Source organism: Teredinibacter sp. KSP-S5-2 (assembly GCF_032773895.1).
Classification (GTDB): domain Bacteria; phylum Pseudomonadota; class Gammaproteobacteria; order Pseudomonadales; family Cellvibrionaceae.
This window is the reverse complement of sequence record NZ_CP120416.1, coordinates 3,872,336-3,889,575: the sequence shown is the minus strand read 5'-3', so window position 1 is coordinate 3,889,575 and position 17,240 is coordinate 3,872,336. Positions and strand designations below refer to the sequence as shown.

General features: G+C 44.3%; 15 protein-coding genes. 5 read left to right on the top strand and 10 right to left on the bottom strand.

Annotated elements, in window-relative coordinates:
• Window positions 1-11: 11 nt before the first annotated feature.
• Window positions 12-203 (top strand): hypothetical protein, encoded by a 192-nt coding sequence (locus tag P5V12_RS16530; RefSeq protein WP_316954196.1) that lies wholly within the window; start codon window positions 12-14, stop codon window positions 201-203.
• A gap of 104 nt (window positions 204-307) precedes the next feature.
• Complete coding sequence (locus P5V12_RS16525) at window positions 308-1,783, top strand: AAA family ATPase (RefSeq protein WP_316954195.1); 1,476 nt, start codon at window positions 308-310, stop codon at window positions 1,781-1,783.
• 736 nt (window positions 1,784-2,519) lie between these two features.
• On the opposite strand, the gene P5V12_RS16520 is transcribed toward P5V12_RS16525, so the two are convergent.
• Window positions 2,520-3,086, bottom strand: a complete 567-nt coding sequence (locus tag P5V12_RS16520) for a helix-turn-helix domain-containing protein (RefSeq protein ID WP_316954194.1) — start codon at window positions 3,084-3,086, stop codon at window positions 2,520-2,522.
• 126 nt (window positions 3,087-3,212) lie between these two features.
• Here P5V12_RS16520 and P5V12_RS16515 point away from each other — a divergent pair, with 126 nt between their 5' ends.
• Both P5V12_RS16515 and P5V12_RS16510 read left to right on the top strand, forming a co-directional pair.
• Window positions 3,213-3,452 carry a thioredoxin family protein gene (locus P5V12_RS16515; protein WP_316954193.1) on the top strand — a complete coding sequence of 80 codons (240 nt, stop codon included), beginning with the start codon at window positions 3,213-3,215 and terminating at the stop codon, window positions 3,450-3,452.
• A gap of 55 nt (window positions 3,453-3,507) precedes the next feature.
• On the top strand, window positions 3,508-3,981 hold the full coding sequence (locus P5V12_RS16510; RefSeq protein WP_316954192.1) for a redoxin domain-containing protein: 474 nt from the start codon (window positions 3,508-3,510) through the stop codon (window positions 3,979-3,981).
• Window positions 3,982-4,060: 79 nt separating this feature from the next.
• On the opposite strand, the gene P5V12_RS16505 is transcribed toward P5V12_RS16510, so the two are convergent.
• The 4 genes from P5V12_RS16505 to P5V12_RS16490 form a co-directional block, all read right to left on the bottom strand.
• A complete protein-coding gene (locus P5V12_RS16505) occupies window positions 4,061-5,356 on the bottom strand; it encodes an erythromycin esterase family protein (RefSeq protein WP_316954191.1) in 1,296 nt (431 codons plus the stop codon).
• A gap of 239 nt (window positions 5,357-5,595) precedes the next feature.
• On the bottom strand, window positions 5,596-6,348 hold the full coding sequence (locus tag P5V12_RS16500; protein WP_316954190.1) for a fumarate reductase iron-sulfur subunit: 753 nt from the start codon (window positions 6,346-6,348) through the stop codon (window positions 5,596-5,598).
• A 13-nt stretch (window positions 6,349-6,361) separates the two neighbouring features.
• Window positions 6,362-8,338, bottom strand: a complete 1,977-nt coding sequence (locus tag P5V12_RS16495; protein WP_316954189.1) for a fumarate reductase flavoprotein subunit — start codon at window positions 8,336-8,338, stop codon at window positions 6,362-6,364.
• A gap of 12 nt (window positions 8,339-8,350) precedes the next feature.
• On the bottom strand, window positions 8,351-9,106 hold the full coding sequence (locus P5V12_RS16490) for a fumarate reductase cytochrome b subunit (protein WP_316954188.1): 756 nt from the start codon (window positions 9,104-9,106) through the stop codon (window positions 8,351-8,353).
• Between the two features lie 489 nt (window positions 9,107-9,595).
• Here P5V12_RS16490 and P5V12_RS16485 point away from each other — a divergent pair, with 489 nt between their 5' ends.
• Complete coding sequence (locus tag P5V12_RS16485) at window positions 9,596-10,960, top strand: PKD domain-containing protein (RefSeq protein ID WP_316954187.1); 1,365 nt, start codon at window positions 9,596-9,598, stop codon at window positions 10,958-10,960.
• A 45-nt stretch (window positions 10,961-11,005) separates the two neighbouring features.
• Here P5V12_RS16485 and purD read toward each other — a convergent pair whose 3' ends face one another.
• The 5 genes from purD to P5V12_RS16460 all read right to left on the bottom strand — a co-directional run bounded on the left by purD (window position 11,006) and on the right by P5V12_RS16460 (window position 17,203).
• Window positions 11,006-12,289, bottom strand: coding sequence for a phosphoribosylamine--glycine ligase (purD, locus tag P5V12_RS16480; RefSeq protein ID WP_316954186.1), 1,284 nt, complete (start codon window positions 12,287-12,289; stop codon window positions 11,006-11,008).
• 380 nt (window positions 12,290-12,669) lie between these two features.
• Window positions 12,670-14,250 (bottom strand): bifunctional phosphoribosylaminoimidazolecarboxamide formyltransferase/IMP cyclohydrolase, encoded by a 1,581-nt coding sequence (gene purH, locus P5V12_RS16475; protein WP_316954185.1) that lies wholly within the window; start codon window positions 14,248-14,250, stop codon window positions 12,670-12,672.
• 104 nt (window positions 14,251-14,354) lie between these two features.
• Complete coding sequence (gene fis / locus P5V12_RS16470; RefSeq protein WP_410483299.1) at window positions 14,355-14,669, bottom strand: DNA-binding transcriptional regulator Fis; 315 nt, start codon at window positions 14,667-14,669, stop codon at window positions 14,355-14,357.
• Window positions 14,666-15,661, bottom strand: coding sequence for a tRNA dihydrouridine synthase DusB (gene dusB / locus P5V12_RS16465; protein WP_316954184.1), 996 nt, complete (start codon window positions 15,659-15,661; stop codon window positions 14,666-14,668). Before dusB ends, fis begins: the two co-directional genes overlap by 4 nt.
• Window positions 15,662-15,958: 297 nt before the next feature.
• The gene (locus tag P5V12_RS16460; protein WP_316954183.1) at window positions 15,959-17,203 is read right to left on the bottom strand and encodes a DUF3426 domain-containing protein; all 1,245 of its coding nucleotides are present in this window, start codon (window positions 17,201-17,203) and stop codon (window positions 15,959-15,961) included.
• Between the last annotated feature and the right edge of the window lie 37 nt (window positions 17,204-17,240).

Here is a 17,240-nt window from a genome sequence, read left to right as displayed (position 1 = left end):
GGAGATGACATATGAAATTATCTAAAGTACTTATCACTGCGTTTTTAGTGGTTATGTCAACGGTGCTAATTGCGGCTCCTTTTGAATATTCAATGATTATGAATTCTGCTGCTTCAGCTGGTTCCCCTGATTATGGAAGTTTGTTCCTGGTTATGATTGGAATGGTTGGACTGGTCATTTCTCGTAGAAAGTTTAAAAGCTAGCCTTTGTTGTGAAGGTGCCAGCCCCGACTCGTCGGGGCTTTTTTTTGTCTGCGTGTACGCTCATACTAAAGACAAATAAAAAGACAGGGGCATTAAGCGGCTTTATGAACAATAATGACTTACGTTTAATTTTAAAAACCAATATTTCACTAATTGTTGTTGAAACATACGACGAGCAACGTGCAATAGAATTAATGAAAAGTCAGTTCAGGCAGGCGAATATTCCCGCTATGCGTTGGTCTGTATCTGAAGGGATAGGGCCCCTTGGTTTTGGTATCGAATCCAAAGAGGATGAGAATTATTCAGAACCGGAAAAACTACTGCAATTTATCAAAAAACAACCAACCAGTGCGTTTATTCTTTGCGACTTTCACCCCTTTTTGGATGAGCCCAAAATTGTTCGACATTTAAAGGACATTGCTCTTGGCTATAAAAGCAATCCACACAAAATTATTCTGCTTAGCTATCGCTTGAAACTCCCGCCTGAGTTAACCCGCTTTGCTGTTTCTGTCAGCTTATCTATGCCTAATGACGAAGAGATATTAAATATTATTCGAGAAGAGGCGAAAAAGTGGGCAAGTAGAAATGGTAAACACAAAATACGTACCGATAATGCAACGCTACAGAAGTTGGTCAATAACTTACGTGGCTTGCCCCACCAAGATGTTCGCCGTCTTGCTCATGGTGCGATAACGGATGACGGCGCGATTACCGAAACCGACTTGCCGGAAATTACCCGTGCGAAATTTGAATTGATGGATATGGATGGCGTATTGCATTTTGAATACAGCACTGAGCATCTAAAAAATGTTGCGGGACTGTTTAACCTGAAAAAATGGTTAGAAGATCGTCGGCATGCTATGCAAAAAGACGGAGATAGCCAATTAGATCCTCCGAAGGGGGTGTTGTTATTTGGTGTGCAAGGTGGTGGTAAAAGCTTGGCTGCAAAGGCGATTGCCGGTGTATGGGGTATGCCATTACTGAGGCTGGATATGGGGGCTTTGTACAATAAATATGTCGGGGAAACGGAAAAAAACTTAAGGGAGGCATTGAAGCTCGCTGATTTAATGTCGCCCTGTATCTTATGGATGGACGAAATTGAAAAAGGTATGTCCACAGAAGGCTCAGACAATGCCACGTCTAAAAGACTGTTGGGGTCGTTGTTAACCTGGATGTCTGAACGAAGTAGCCAGGTTTTTGTGGTGGCAACAAGTAACGATATCAGTCAGCTTCCTCCAGAGTTAATGCGTAAAGGTCGATTTGACGAAATCTTCTTTGTTGATTTACCTGATCTTAAAATGCGTTCGGCAATTTTCTTAATTCATTTACAAAAACGTGGTTTGGATCCAGAGCATTACGATATCGGCACTTTAGCTGAAGCCGCTGAAGGATTTACCGGTGCGGAAATCGAGCAGGCAATTGTTAGTGCAACCTACGCCGCTGCGGCTAGAAACACCAACGTTAATACAGACCGAATAATGGATGCGATATGTAAAACTCAACCTTTATCCGTTGTTATGGCTGAAAACATTGCTAAGTTACGTCACTGGGCAAGTGAAAGAGCGGTGTATGCGAATTAGTGTCGTTTCTGGCAGGATGAATTGAAAATGTACTCTTTTCGCAAAAATATTTTTATAGAGCTACTAAAGATGATACTTTAGTAGCTCAAATTGGAAATTAAACAGAATTAAAACTCATATTCTACTTATTGCTGAATACTTCTTATTTCTAGCTATTAGAATCAGAGTCCTGCGATCATTCTGCAGTATTCTTCAGTATACATTCCCGATGCCATGCATTGCTGATATATCCACTCAGGAGGAGGGGGTTGAGCTACAGCTGAACCAATTGACGCTGCTATACCTACGACTATTAACGCGATTATAGTAATTTTTTTACTCATTGATTAACTCCCTTGTTAATGATTGATACCTCAATTTTGCGTTAACGCAGTCTTGAGGTGGTTTTTAACAAACAACTATAGTTGTTTTATTAAAATCTAATATCTGTTTCAGTCATATCCTGCGAGTAGGGATAAAGATGCTTGCCTTCTCGATTTCTTTGCTTTGTCAAAAGGTATATCAGTTGATATTATTTTTGTAGAACTACGTCATATTTATTGTTTTTTTTGTTTGTGTGTCGGATATGTTGTCGCGGTATTTTCTTTTTAGGTTTTTGTTTTTTCTTTGATCTCTAGATGTTAATGAATTTTTTAATGGAGAATGGAGATGTTTTTTATGTTGGTTTTCATTTGAGAATATTTTCATATCGCTCTTATGGTATGTTTTCTTTTCGTTTATGCTCTTTAGATTTATTTTAAGTACTTATTGTTTTGGTAAACTCTTTACAAATAAGCCTAATATCTTCACTGCTCAGTGATTCCCGGGTTAGCTCGCAGAAGAACCCATCTTTTCTGCGTTGATTAAATTTGCATTGTTTGCAGACCCCAAATCCCTCTCTGCCTTGCAAGGTTTGATACGCTTTTAGCAACTCGCAGAGTAATTCATTTAACACCGTTACTTTTTCCTGTCCTAGTCTCTCAACAGCTTTAAGAAAGTCTCCTGGTGGTGTGGTGGATGTCAGGTAGCTACTTCCCGCGGCTGTGATTTGCAAGTGCGTGATGCGTTTGTCTGCGCTGTCTTTTTTCTTCTCTATCAGGCCTCGGGACTCTAATACTTTCAAAGTCTGAGAGACTGTACCTTTGGTGAGTCCAAGGTATTCGGTTACGCCTTGGGGGGTGTCTGAATATCGGTTACATCGTGATATGTAATGCAATGCCTCGTGCTGCACTGGCTGAAGCCCGAGGTCTTGTCCTTGAGATCGGGATTCCGAGCGCAGTAAGTTGGATAGTCGTTCAATGATCGAGTATAGGTTGGAAGTCATACCGAAATGGTATCGAGTCAAAACCTTGTTGACAAGGGGTAATTTTGCTGAGAGTATGGTCGTATCGACTCGATACTATATTGCGCAATATAACCACTATTCGATTTTTATCTTAGGAGAGTAATTATGAAAACAGCTTATTTCTATCATGCCGGTTGTCCCGTCTGTGTTTCCGCTGAACAGCAATTTCTAAGCGCCTTAAATCCGGCTGAGTATGAGGTGAAAGTCGTTCATCTTGGCGATTCACCGGAACTTATTGCAGAGGCTGAAAAGAGCGGCGTTATTTCTGTTCCTGCATTGGTCATTGAGGGAAATGTCTTTCATATTAATTTTGGTGCATCTATTGAAGATGTAAAAGCAGCTTGATTTAGTTCGATTCGTGCCAGGCAGGTTGCTTGGCACCTATTAGCAGGTGGTGTATATGCAACCTCTTATTCATACTTATGCGCCTGAGCTTCAGGTGAGTAATTGGGTTAACACTGAAAAGGAGCTGAGTATTCAAGAGCATAGGGGGAAAGTGATTGTCATTTATGCTTTCCAGATGTTGTGCCCAGGATGTATCAGCTATTGCATTCCGCAAGCCAAAAAAATGTCTCAACTTTTTTCTTCGGAAGAAATACTTCTTATTGGGCTGCATTCCGTGTTTGAACATCATGATGTGATGGGCATTGACGCATTAAATGTGTTTATTCACGAATATAAGTTGGCTTTCCCGGTGGCGGTAGATCAAGCATCAACTGATTCTACGATTCCCCAAACAATGTCCGCATATCGATTAAACGGCACTCCGAGCTTAATCATTATTGATAAACAAGGTTTAATTCGCGTTAACCAGCTGGGGCATGTAGACGATATGTTGGTTGGAAAAATACTGGGGCAGTTGATGTCTGAATAGTTTGTGTCGGTATGGCGAGTTTTGCCCAAAATAAGAACGGGGGTATATAGGGCGTTTTGCCCTATATACATAGAATACCTTAATAATTGTAATCCACAGGTGTTATTTGCGGGAAAATAAACACGCCGTCCCAGTAGTCGGGTGCATCCCGAAGTGGCATTTTGGTTTTGTATTCATGAGACCACACTTTTATTTTATTCAGTTCTGGTGCATTGAGATCTGTAGTAGAAGTGTCCACGAATACAGCTGTATCGCTATTTTCCGGTTTGATTATATTTTCCAGAAGCGCTTTATCGCGGGTTGAAAAATGGCCGGTGTTCATGTCTCTGAATTCGATGTAACTGCCGTGGCTTCCAGTAAAGTGCGCGACATAGATTTCGTCTTTCCATTTTTTTGCCAGTGCAGAAGTCAAGTTATCAACGCGAGTATATTCTGAAGCGGGTTTATCCGGGTTGGTTAATGACTCTGCGTAATTGCCGTATTTATTGAGATGAATGTAGTGTCCCCAGAGAATAATTTTTTTGTTCGGGTAAGCCTTGGTTAGCATCCAATCAATATTGTCCGCCATTACCAGATCATGTTCGTGGAATTCCTTGATTCCCCAATAGACTTCAGCCATTTTGGCTAAACTATCGGTTATTTGTCGCCAGTAGGAATCAGAATTATACGGGTCACTGGAAGGGACTCTGTCATCAGCGAGGACGTCACGTAATTGACTTACACCCTGAAAAAAACGGTCTTGCACTTCGGGTGTTGCATCATTGAGTTTACCGTTTAGCAAGTCGCTTGCCATGGTAGAAAATCCTTCCCAGGTTGATCGTTGTTCGTCTGAGAGGCTTTTGGATTTTAGATATTCGGCAAACTTTGCTGTGAGCATATTTTTGGAAAGCTCACCGCTGAGTCGTCCATCAAAACCGGCGAGTTCTAGCGGTCGATCACTACTTCGGGTGGAGTCGATATAGTTGAATAAGGGAATGACTTCTTTGCTGTTGGCATACATGTAAAAAATATTGCCAGGAGCTTGTTGTGCGATGGGTGTTTTCTCATTTTGCCAAATGTTATGCACATCGAAAATACCGCTTTCTATAGCAAAAACATCAAAGCCTTTTTCTTTATGTAGATATTCGATTAGGCGGGATTTTAAAGCAAAGATATTGCCTTCACCGTGGGTGAGTTCGTCGAGCATAACAATGCGTTTATCGCCGATAGCATCACCGAATGCCCGTAAATCCGTGAAATCATCGTTAACTGTTTTTAGTGTTTTGACTTCGCTTGTGCTCCAACCAGAAAAAACATCTTTACTTATTTGTGTTTGGCAGGAGGCTAATCCAAACAGGGAAAGTAACAGAATAAGGGTAGGAATAAATTTGTTCATGACCGACCTTTTATTACAACAATAATGTGGTCATTAAAAATTAGCATGGCTAAGGTGAGTGAAAAATAAAACAAGTATGTCTTATATAGGTGGTATTTTGATCAGTTTCGTAATGAGTGCTGTGAGTGAAAGGGGCTATTACTATGGTATAGATTTGGCTTATACGGGTTGTATTTTTCTGTGTCGGACATAAAAAAACCCGGCGCTAGGCCGGGCTTCTATTTGAATAAAATGGCAGATTACACTTCGGCTTTAGCCATTTTTCTGCGCATGTAAGCGATTTGTTGAGCCAAAGGCAATTCCTTCGGACACATATCGTCACAACCAAGCAGTGTCATACAACCAAATACACCCTCGTCAGTTCCAAGTACTTCATAGAACTTGGCATCGTCCCGGTCGTCTCTTGGGTCGATACTGAAGCGTGCAAGCTGGTTGATGCCGACAGCGCCAACAAAGTCATTACGCATTTGAGCTGTTCCGCATGCCGCAATACAGCAGCCACATTCAACACAACGCTCAAGCTCGTAGATTTCCTCTGCCTTATCTGGATCCATTCGCTCTTCAATTACGTTGAAGTTCTCTTTTTCCTTATTGTGAATCCAGGTTTCTAGATGCTCGGACATGTTACGCATCCATTTACCGGTGTTCACAGAAAGGTCCCCAATTAGCTCAAAGCCGGGTAGAGGAGCAAGAGTCACTTCTGAAGGGAGGTCTTTGGTTAGTGTACGACAAGCCAGTTTTGGACGGCCATTCACTAGCATTGCACAGCTACCACAAATACCCGCGCGACATACAAAGTCAAACTGTACTGTTGGATCCAGGTTTTCGCGAATTTCGCTTAACGCGATGAATAACGTCATGGAATCCGCTTCGTCAATTTCGTAAGTCTGAAAAAAGGGCTTACTGTTCTCATCCTTAGGGTTATGGCGATAAATATTGAATTTTAACTTTCTTGCGACTTCAACATTTTTTGCAGGAATTGTATTACTCATTAACGGACTCCTCTTATTGCCCTTCTTTTTCGCCTAAACGCTCATTTCGGCTACGTAAAAGTTCGGGTAGCTTGTGCTCGTAGGGCATAAGTTCATTTTGGATTGCAAAACGGTCGCTGAGTTTTTCTTTGACCGCGTCCACTTCGGCTTGACGTGCTGCTGTCTCTGGATGCTCTTTCCATTCTTTTGCACCGTAGCCACGCCATGCGGGTGGGTACTCCATGGTTTTCACATCTAGCTGTTCATACTCAAGGCTTGGAAGTTCGTCGCCTTCTTTCCAGGAAGCAAGAGTACGGTTTAACCAGTTAGCATCGTCACGTAGAGGGTAATCCTCACGGAAGTGCGCGCCACGGCTTTCAGTACGTTGTAGCGCACCTTGGGCAACACATAGAGCCAGTTTTAACATCTTAGGCGCACGATATGCCGCCATAAGTTCAGGGTTCGCACCTTTTGCAGAGCTGTTTACTTTGATATCTGCAACCTGACGTTGAAGTTCAGTCAGTTTTTCGATTGCAGCGTTCAAACGGTCTTCGCTACGGAAAATCGCCACGTCTTTTGACATGGTCTCCTGCATTTCACGGATAACGTGGAATGGGTTGCGATTACCTTTAGAGTTAGCGTATCCGGCCAGCTCTTTTTCCTGCTTGGTTAAGAAATCTTTAACCAATGCTGTTGATACTTTAATGTCACCAGCGTCGGACTCAAGGTATTCAGACATGGTTTCACCCACGATCATACCTGCAACCGCTGTTTCTGCCACAGAGTTACCACCCAGGCGGTTAAAGCCGTGCATATCCCAGCATGCGGATTCACCAGCGGAAAACAGACCTTTCAATGTTGGAGACTGGCCAGTGTAGTCGGTTCTTACGCCACCCATTGAATAGTGCTGAGCAGGACGAACAGGAATTAACTGTTTAATTGGGTCGACACCAAGGAAGTATTCACAAATTTCTTTTACTTCACGTAGCTTGCCTTCGATGTGTTTTTTACCCAGAAGACGGATATCCAACCACAAATGCTCACCAAAGCGAGACTGAACGCCATTACCGCGTGCGATATGGGTTTCCATACAGCGAGATACAACGTCACGGGAAGCCAGTTCTTTTTTCTCTGGCTCGTAGTCGGGCATAAAGCGATGTTCTTTATTGTCGAGCAATAGACCACCGTCACCACGACAACCTTCAGTTACTAGGATACCTGCTGGGAAAATACCGGTTGGGTGGAATTGCACTGCTTCCATGTTACCGAGTTTTGCAATCCCGGTTTCGAGGGCAATTGCAGCGCCAATACCTTCGTTAATTACGGCGTTGGTACTGGTTCGGTAAATTCGACCAAAACCACCAGTCGCAATACAGGTTGCTTTGGCTACATAGGCTGTGAGTTCGCCGGTAATCAAGCAGCGGACGATGGCACCGTGGCAACGCTCGCCGTCGTGAATTAATGAAATTGCTTCTGCGCGTTCAACGACGGGAATATTTTCTGCGATGGCTTGGTTGCTCATGGTATAGAGCATGGAGTGACCAGTACCATCTGATACATAACAGGTACGCCATTTTTGGGTGCCACCGAAGTTACGTGCAGCGATTAAGCCGTGCGCTTCTTTCTTTTCGGTCAGAGTTACTTTTTTTCCATCGATAACACTTTCGTGGTCACCGCCGCGAACACGACCCCAGGGCACACCCCAGGCGGCAAGTTCACGAATCGCTTTTGGTGCAGTGTTAACAAACATTCTTGCTACGTCTTGGTCGGCACCCCAGTCAGAACCGCGTACAGTATCTTGGAAGTGGACATCTTCGTTATCCCCTTCCCCTTTGATGGTGTTACCTAAACTTGCTTGCATGCCCCCTTGCGCGGCTGCGGAGTGAGAACGCTTAGGTGGTACAAGGCTTAAAACAATTGGATCATGACCGCGACGCTTCATACCGATGGCGGCACGCAGACCTGCCAGACCACCGCCGATAACAAGAGCATCAGAATAAATTACTTGCATTGTATTTCGCTCCTAGTGAGTGGCTTCTGCTGGGTTAATGTCAGTGCTGTGATAGGTGGGAACATATCTTTCACCGGCTCTATCCGCGTGTTCCATACCAATCTTCATGTATGCGCCTAAAGTCAGTAGGCCCAATGTCAAAAAGAACACTGTGAGCGTCCACTTCATAACAGACAATCGTTTACGGTTTGCCTTGGGGTTTTTACCCATAAATAGACCCCACTTGATGGCAACCCGGTACAAACCGATACCTGCATGGAGTTCTACTACGAATAGCAAAATTAAATACAGTGGCCACATGCCGCCCCAAACACGGTCTGATGAGGCATAAGGGCCGATGTCGGCTGGGTGCATAATCAACTGATAAAGGTGCACTGACGCCATAAAAAACAGTAAGAACCCAGTGATAACCTGAACATACCAAAGCGTTGTGTCGCTGTGCTTTAAGTCACCGATGTGCTTATGAAGCGTTTGGTATTGGTGGTAGCTACCTGGGAATTTGCGAAGGGCACAAATAGCGTGGATCGCAATAAGCGCAAGAATAAAACAGGCAAAACCACTAACAAGCGCTGGAATTGGCTTGCCGAACAAAGGTTCACCTTCAAACATTCTAGCGACAAAGAACATGGCATCTTTACCCAGTAAGATGCTGGATACCATGAACATATGCGCCCACATAAATAGACCGAGAATAAGGCCGGTAACACTCTGCGCCACATCCATCCTGGCTGGCCAGCGGTTGGACTTGGCAGTAGCGGCTTGAGACATTCGTTTTCCTCCGCAGAAAAAAGGGGTTAGTTGCAACTTGAGAAGCTACCCTCAAGGTTAGGGTAAATGTAGACGTTTTGGGGTAGGACCTCCATGTTGTAGATCAAAGGGCTTTGACTTGATTTGCCGATAAAGAAGGAAACCAAAAGTCTTGATTTTCTTAAGGTTTTTTCTTGTTGCGGGGTAATGATAATTGTTCTTGTTTGTGCGCAAAACCCTTCATATTTACGTTATAACACCAAGCGAAAAACCCAATAATTGTTTTATGAATTCGTTGATTTGTATAACGTAATTTCTAATTATGCCAAAAGGACTTTTTTTGAGCCCTAATAATTGATGGTTTAGACAATTGTTTGTTTTTTGTTATCTCTGACTACAAAAACGTCATCCAGAATTGCATTTAAAACGGAGTGGGTGTGATAAATTTAATCAGCCATTTCGAGGTAAGAATTGGAAAATAAAAATAATGTTTAAATAAAGGATTTTACTATGAAAAAAAAATTGAGGTTGAATACCTTAAATGCATTCCAGGCTGGTATTGCACTCCTTGTTCTCTCTCACGTTAACATGGCTGGCGCCTATGATTGCTCATCACTTGAAGAATGGCAGAGCTCTGATGTGTACGTTAGTGGTGATAAAGTTATTCGTGAGTTCAGCGCATATCAGGCTAAATGGTGGAACCAAAGTCAGGATCCACTTACCAATTCGAAAGAATGGGACGTTTGGCAGTTAGTGGATACGTGTAGCGGAATCTCTTCCAGCTCCAGTTCGTCCTCCACGACCACAACATCTTCCACTTCGAGTACCGGGGGGGCGTCGTCTACCTCAAGTACTGGAAGTACGTCCTCTTCGGGGACAGCTTCTTCTACCAGCAGCACATCATCGACAAGTGGTTCTTCGACAGGTGGATCTTCTACAGGTGGATCTTCGAGTGGTGGATCTTCGGGAGGGTTTAGCCATTCCTTTTCAAATGACTTCAATGGTAATGATTTATGTGGTTGGAGTGATGCAACAAATACGGCTGGGGTATTAACTTTCCCAGAAGGTGTTTCTTCTTCAGCTTATTTTGGCGATGCCCATGTAGTTGGTATGTGCCCTGGTTTGAGTATGAGTGCAGGCCTGAGTATTACCTATACCAATAACAGTGGTGTAGAAAAACATCTCAAAGTGTTTGATAGCGGTTCTGAGTTGCATAACGTGAAATTCCCTCATACTGCAGGATTGTCACAAACTTTGTATTTCTCGATGCCCACGGGAAGCGTTGATTTGCGTCTTGTTAGTGATGGGACGTCAACTGGTTTAGAAATTCAGCAGATGCGTTATTCTGGATCGGTAAGCTGTTCAGACATGAATGGCGGTGGCGGTGGCGGTGGTCCTTCCTGCCCAACTGATGCTAAACCCATTGTATCCTTCAACTCTGTTGATGTTGGCTATATTAATCAACCGATAGTCTTTGACAGTGTCGGAAGCTTTGATCCTGATGGAACTATTCAAACCTTCGAATGGTTATTCCCTGGCGGTATTTCAGTAATGGGGCAGCAAGTTACTCACGTATTCGATACAGTGGGAGACTACTGGGTAACGTTGAAGGTTACAGATGATTCAGGAAATAGCGTTTCGAGATTTAAGAGGATTCCTGTGATGGAATCTAATCCATGTTTGGGATATCCGGTTTACTCGCCTGGCTTGGCTATTGCGCAGGATGAGCTAGTTGTCTGTGATGGTAAAATTTACCGTTGTAAAATTGCAGGGTGGTGTTCATCCGATGCCGCTTGGGCATACTCACCATGTTCCGGTATATATTGGGATATGGCTTGGGATGAAATCGGAGTTTGCCCGGTTACAGCACAATAAAATTAAAAAAACAAAAAAAGGCTCCTTTATGGAGCCTTTACTTAATTATTTTTCTCTGGCTATAGCCCGATAAGCAATATCATTGCGTTTATACACACCATCCCAGGTTATTTTATTGGCTTGGTCATATGCGTTCTTTTGCGCTTCCGTCACCGTGTTACCCAAAGCGGTTGCGCATAATACTCGACCACCATTGGTAACGACTTGGCCGTCTACTATTTTTGTTCCTGCATGAAAAACTTTGGCGATATCAGAGTCCGCATTTTCTAAACCGGATATCACTTTTCCTTTTTCATAATCACCTGGGTAGCCGCCAGCCGCGAGTACAACGCCGACAGATTTTCTTTCGTCCCATTCGGTTGATTTACCTTCGAGGGAGCCGTTGAGTGCTGCCTGACAGAGTTCAACCAAATCAGATTTTAAACGCATCATAATCGGTTGTGTTTCAGGGTCACCAAAACGGCAATTGTATTCGATGACTTTTGGTGTGCCGTCTTCGGTAATCATCAAGCCGGCATACAAAAAGCCGGTATAGGTATTCCCTTCCGCTTCCATACCTCGAATGGTTGGCATGATCACTTCATCCATAACTCGCGCGTAAACTTCGTCGGTAACAACGGGGGCTGGTGAGTATGCGCCCATGCCGCCTGTGTTGAGGCCGGTATCACCATCGCCTGCACGTTTATGATCCTGACTGGTTGCCATTGGTAAAACATTTTTTCCATCGGCAATCACAATAAAGCTGGCTTCTTCACCTGTTAAAAATTCTTCGATGACCACACGACAACCGGCTTCGCCGAAAGCGTTACCGGAAAGCATATCTTTGACTGCGTCTTCAGCTGTTTTTAAATCTTCAGCCACAATAACGCCTTTACCTGCTGCAAGTCCGTCGGCTTTTACAACAATTGGTGCACCTTTTTCTTTGAGGTAGGCAAGGGCTTCATCTTCTTCGGTAAATGTTTGGTATTCAGCCGTGGGAATATTGTGGCGGGCAAGGAAATCTTTAGTGAAAGATTTAGATCCTTCTAATTGAGCTGCGCCTTTGCTTGGGCCAAAGCATGCCAGGCCGTTTGTTTGGAATAAATCAACAACGCCATCGACTAGTGGTGCTTCCGGGCCAACAATAGTAAGTTCAATTTTTTTTTCTTTGGCGAATTCGACAAGTTTATCGAATTCCATTACGTCGATGTCGACGTTTTCCAGCTTTGCATCACGTGCAGTGCCCGCGTTGCCGGGTGCAACATAGACTTTTTCTACATTGCTGTTTTGAGCTGCTTTCCAGGCTAGGGCGTGTTCTCTTCCGCCGCCGCCGATTATAAGTATGTTCATATTTCTCTCCTAGCGGGAGGGAAATTGTTATTTTGTCCAACTGCGGCGTTAGCGCTGTACTCGAATCCTCACGTACTGTGTGTACGTTGCGGTTCTCCGTGCAGTGCTGCCTTGCATTCGGAAAAAATTCCTAATTTCCAAGAAAGCTAATGTTGATGGCAAAAAATGACCTTCAACCTAAATACTATTTTTATCGGAAGGTGAGAATTTTTTATCTGGTAAATCGGAAAATTCAGCACCTAACATTTATTAATGTTTTTTGATAATTTGTATTTTTGCCCCTGGTTAGGCGCTTGGAAAATCCGGCGCGCAGTTTGCTTGAGGCAAATGAGCACCGGAAGTTGATAAGCAACGCCAGCAGGGGCAATAAAGACAATTATCTAGTGACGGAAATGGCGCATAGAAGTAAAGACCATCGCAATCCCATGCTCATCCGCCGCTGCAATCGTTTCCTCATCACGCATCGAACCGCCAGGTTGAATGATCGCTTTAATGCCTACCGCTGCTGCGTTATCAATACCATCACGGAATGGGAAAAATGCATCGGAAGCCATAACGGCGCCTTCAACTTGCAGTCCGGCATGTTCCGCTTTAATGGCTGCGATACGAGCGGAGTTCACTCGACTCATCTGTCCAGCACCAACACCAATTGTTTGGCTGTTTTTTGCGTAAACAATGGCATTGGATTTAACCATTTTGGCTACTTTCCAAGAGAAGAGTAAATCGCGGATTTCGTCTTCAGAAGGTTTTCGCTTGGTGACAACTTTTAAGTCTGCTTCGGTGATGACACCAATGTCTCGGTCTTGAACAAGCAAGCCGCCGGTTACACGTTTAAAGTCCCATGCCGAGGTCGGTTCCGGTGACCAGTCGCCGCATTCCAACAAGCGAACATTTTTCTTCGCTTTAACTGCTTCGGATGCTTGTGGGCTAACTCGGGGAGCAATAATCACTTCAACAAATTGTTTTTCGATTATTGCTGAAGCCGTAGCTTCATCCAATTCGCCATTAAAAGCAATAATGCCTCCGAATGCTGATTCAGGGTCAGTTGCAAATGCTTTTTCGTAAGCTTCGAGGAGCGAGTCAGCAACAGCAACGCCACAGGGGTTGGCATGTTTGACAATGACGCAAGCCGGACGAGTAAATTGTTTTACCGTTTCTAATGCAGCATCCGTATCGGCAACGTTGTTATACGAAAGCTCTTTGCCTTGTAACTGCAACGCCGTTGCAATACTGGCTTCTTTGGTGTTTTTTTCAACGTAGAATGCTGCGTCCTGATGCGGATTTTCACCATAGCGCATGGTCTGTGCTTTGACGAATTGGGTGTTGAATGTGCGAGGAAACTTTTTGTCCGTTTCTTTGGTTTTACTGCCCAGGTAGTTGGCAATGGCACCATCGTATGCTGCGGTGTGTTCAAACGCTTTTACTGATAAATCGAAACGAGTGCTTAATGACAGCGCGCATTTATTCATTTGCAATTCAGCAATAATATCAGCGTAGCTTGTGGTGTTCACCACGATGGCGACATCTTTATAATTTTTTGCCGCGGCACGAACCATTGTTGGGCCGCCGATATCAATATTTTCTATCGCTGTTGGCAGGTCGCAATCAGGGTTGGCAACGGTCTGCTCAAATGGATACAGGTTTACAACTACCATGTCGATATCAAGAATGCCGTGTTCTGCCATTACCTCATTATCGATACCACGACGTCCCAATATGCCGCCGTGAACTTTGGGGTGAAGTGTTTTTACCCGGCCACTCATCATTTCTGGAAATTCGGTGTACTCAGAAATTTCGGTGGCTTTGATATTGTTTTCTGTTAGCAGGCGATAGGTGCCGCCAGTTGATAATATTTCAATGCCTTCTTGTTGAAGGGCCTGAGCAAATTCCACAATACCGGTTTTGTCGGATACGCTAATGAGAGCTCGCTTAACTTTGACGAAATCCGTCGAGGTTGTCATGGGGAGTTAATTCCTGTGGTGTATAACAAAACAAAAAAGGGAACCTTGCAGTTCCCCCGTTAATTCTTAGCCGCGGAACAATATGTATGTTGGCGACGAATAGATTAAAGTAGGCCGTATTGCTTTAGCTTTTTGCGCAATGTGCCACGATTTAAACCAAGCACCTGTGCGGCTTTAGTTTGGTTGTGACGGGTATACTTCATAACTACTTCCAAAAGCGGTGTTTCAACTTCTGCGAGAACCATGTCGTAAACATCCGTTACTTCTTGGCCATCAAGGTGTTGGAAATAGTTGTTTACAGCCGTTTCTACGCTGTCTCGCAGTGACGGCTGCGAGCTTTGTGCCTCTTCAGCAGGTTGTTGCTGTTGGCTTGAGAATCCGTGAGAGTTATCCTTGATAAGCGTATCCGCTGTGTTCATGCTGCTTTTTCCTCGTAAATATGAAACCGTTCAAAAAATTCGTAAACGGCATTAGTTTGTGATTTAGATGTTTCTAAAGTGTTAAATTCCTTCACTAGGGGTTTGGTATTCGGGATGTTTTCGCAATACCAGCCAAAGTGTTTTCTCGCAATTCTTACGCCTTGATACTCACCGTAAAAAGCGTGAAGGCCGCGTAAATGTTGCAAAATAATTTTTTTCTTTTCTGCTACTGTGGGCATGGCGGGCAATTCGCCTGAGTTTAAAAAGGCGTTTATCTGCTGAAAAATCCAGGGATTTCCCAATGATTTTCTGCCGACCATTATTGCCGAGGCTTTGGTGTAATCAAGAACGTCTCTGGCTTTTGCGGGGGAGTCTATATCGCCGTTTGCGATAACCGGGATTGATACTTCTCTGACTACGGCGGCAATAGTATCGTATTCTGCTTCGCCTTTAAAACGACAGGAGCGGGTTCTTCCGTGCAGTGCGATTGCCTGAATGCCCGCATTTTCTGCAATAGCAGCAATTCGCGTTGCATTTTTGTGTTCTTGCGAAGTTCCTGTGCGTGTTTTCAGTGTCACGGGAACATTAACGCTTTTGACTACGGTCGACAATATATCTTCCACTAAGCTTTCATTTGCAAGTAATGCTGAACCTGCGAGTTTTTTACACACTTTTTTCGCCGGGCAACCCATATTGATATCGATGATATCTGCCCCCTGTTCAACGCTTTGTTGTGCAGCATCGGCCATCATGGAAGGGTCACTTCCGGCGATTTGCACGCTAAAAGGGGTTTTATCACTGCCTGGTATACGGCTTAAGCGCGTACGACTTTTGTCGCTTTGCCAAAGCTGGGTGTTGCTTGTAACCATCTCCGATGTGGTTAGCCCAGCTCCAAAATTTTGACAAATCTTGCGAAAAGGCGCGTCAGTTACTCCGGCCATGGGGGCCAGAAGTACGCGACTAGCAATTTTGTACGGTCCTATGGAAAACAAACGACTCTCCCCCAAAAGAATTGCCTGCTTGATTTGTCTGCAGTTAGGCTGCGCTTCGTGAGCGGCGCGCATCATAACAAATTGATGCGTGATTTTGTCGCGGAAAAGTGACTTTTCGATCCCTCACGAAGGGTTGGGAATGATACTCCTCTTCGGATCGAATGAAAACACATAATTTGACCAGTTTGGTTAAAAATGCGTCTTGATGGTGAGGAATCGCAAAGTGCTGCAATCTGGATCAAAAACCCGAACGGTTGGCGCTGAAAGTGTTTTGCCTACCCGTTGGGTATAGCGTTATCAGTGGGCAACTGTGAGGCGGTAGCTAACTGCGGATTGTCCAGGATCCGCAATTTCAATGGCAATATGGACAGGTTGTTTGCTTGGCATAAGCTTTTTGCCTGCCATCTCGCCGCCGAGATACTCTTCGGGGGCAAAGCGCCTGGCTGCAACAGTCTGGTTGTTTAAATCTGTGAAGATTAAGTCCAGAGTGGGGAAGGGTTGGGGAAAGTCGGCAGTGTTTTGCAGAACGGTATCGACGATCAAGGCACCGGGTACCGAGGGATGACTTCTGACTACTAGGTTTGCCGTTCTGATACGCGATAAATCAATAAGTTCGGGTAACTGGCAGCCGATAACAGAGCAGACGGTTTGGTAATAGGCTCGATAGGGGGATACACGACTTAGGGTATCGAACTTTAGCCAGGCTATCTGGGTCAGGATGATAAGTCCTGCAAGTAGAGAAAGGCTTCCCCAAAGTGCTTTCGAATCCCATAGTGGGTTGTGGGTTTTCCATGCCATCTCCACCGGCTCGGGTTCGAAGTCCAGATACACTGTATTTTTACTCGGGGGCATTCTGTCCCCTGGGTTGCTTGGATAGGTGATCTCTGAAATGTCGTTTTGCTGCCTGGACGTAAAGTCCGGGTCGTCGTCCCCAAACAACACTTTGCGAATCTCTTCGTCGGTCTCTTCCTGCTCTTCTATTATTTGGAAGGCGGAAGTGATGTGTTGTCTCTGGTAGTGTTGAGGCTCTTCTTCTATTTCCTCGTGCTCTTCATAAGCATCTTCATCATCGAAATGGTCTGCTTCTTCTTCAGCGTCAACTTGTTGTTTCCTTAATTGCGTCTCGTCTTTGTCTGGATTGTTCAATAAATCCAGCGCCCAAGACTCATCGGATTGCAGTTCGTCATCATCATCATTGTCTTTGAATTCTCGTTCAAACAGATTTGTTTCCTGCTTGCTGATATTGCTGCTGTAGAGAATGTTATCGTTGAAGTCTGTGTTGAACTTTTCTCCAAGGCCGTCTCCCTCTTGAGTATCCGAGATTTCCATGTCATCACTGATTAGCAGATCGTCATCAGGATCTGCTGCATTCGAGGGTTGAGGTTCTGGTTGAGCTGTTTTGGATTTGACCAGGTGTTCTTTTGCGTTAAATACATGTAAGCAGGATCCGCAACGCACCGACCCCTTAGCAAGATTCAGGTGGGAATCGCTAATTCGGAAACAGGTAGAGCATTTCGGGCAGCGAGTAATTGAGCTTGACATTGTGTCTGTAAAATACTTCCTAGGACAGTTAAAACGC

Bases quoted from the DNA above. Each gene is read 5' to 3' on its own strand.
- P5V12_RS16510 (WP_316954192.1), top strand. From the start codon at position 3,508: ATGCAACCTCTTATTCATACTTATGCGCCTGAGCTTCAGGTGAGTAAT.
- P5V12_RS16490 (WP_316954188.1), bottom strand. From the start codon at position 9,106: ATGTCTCAAGCCGCTACTGCCAAGTCCAACCGCTGGCCAGCCAGGATG.
- fis (WP_410483299.1), bottom strand. From the start codon at position 14,669: ATGAACACAGCGGATACGCTTATCAAGGATAACTCTCACGGATTCTCA.
- P5V12_RS16525 (WP_316954195.1), top strand. From the start codon at position 308: ATGAACAATAATGACTTACGTTTAATTTTAAAAACCAATATTTCACTA.
- P5V12_RS16505 (WP_316954191.1), bottom strand. From the start codon at position 5,356: ATGAACAAATTTATTCCTACCCTTATTCTGTTACTTTCCCTGTTTGGA.
- purD (WP_316954186.1), bottom strand. From the start codon at position 12,289: ATGAACATACTTATAATCGGCGGCGGCGGAAGAGAACACGCCCTAGCC.
- P5V12_RS16515 (WP_316954193.1), top strand. From the start codon at position 3,213: ATGAAAACAGCTTATTTCTATCATGCCGGTTGTCCCGTCTGTGTTTCC.
- P5V12_RS16530 (WP_316954196.1), top strand. From the start codon at position 12: ATGAAATTATCTAAAGTACTTATCACTGCGTTTTTAGTGGTTATGTCA.
- P5V12_RS16460 (WP_316954183.1), bottom strand. From the start codon at position 17,203: ATGTCAAGCTCAATTACTCGCTGCCCGAAATGCTCTACCTGTTTCCGA.
- P5V12_RS16495 (WP_316954189.1), bottom strand. From the start codon at position 8,338: ATGCAAGTAATTTATTCTGATGCTCTTGTTATCGGCGGTGGTCTGGCA.
- P5V12_RS16500 (WP_316954190.1), bottom strand. From the start codon at position 6,348: ATGAGTAATACAATTCCTGCAAAAAATGTTGAAGTCGCAAGAAAGTTA.
- P5V12_RS16520 (WP_316954194.1), bottom strand. From the start codon at position 3,086: ATGACTTCCAACCTATACTCGATCATTGAACGACTATCCAACTTACTG.
- purH (WP_316954185.1), bottom strand. From the start codon at position 14,250: ATGACAACCTCGACGGATTTCGTCAAAGTTAAGCGAGCTCTCATTAGC.
- P5V12_RS16485 (WP_316954187.1), top strand. From the start codon at position 9,596: ATGAAAAAAAAATTGAGGTTGAATACCTTAAATGCATTCCAGGCTGGT.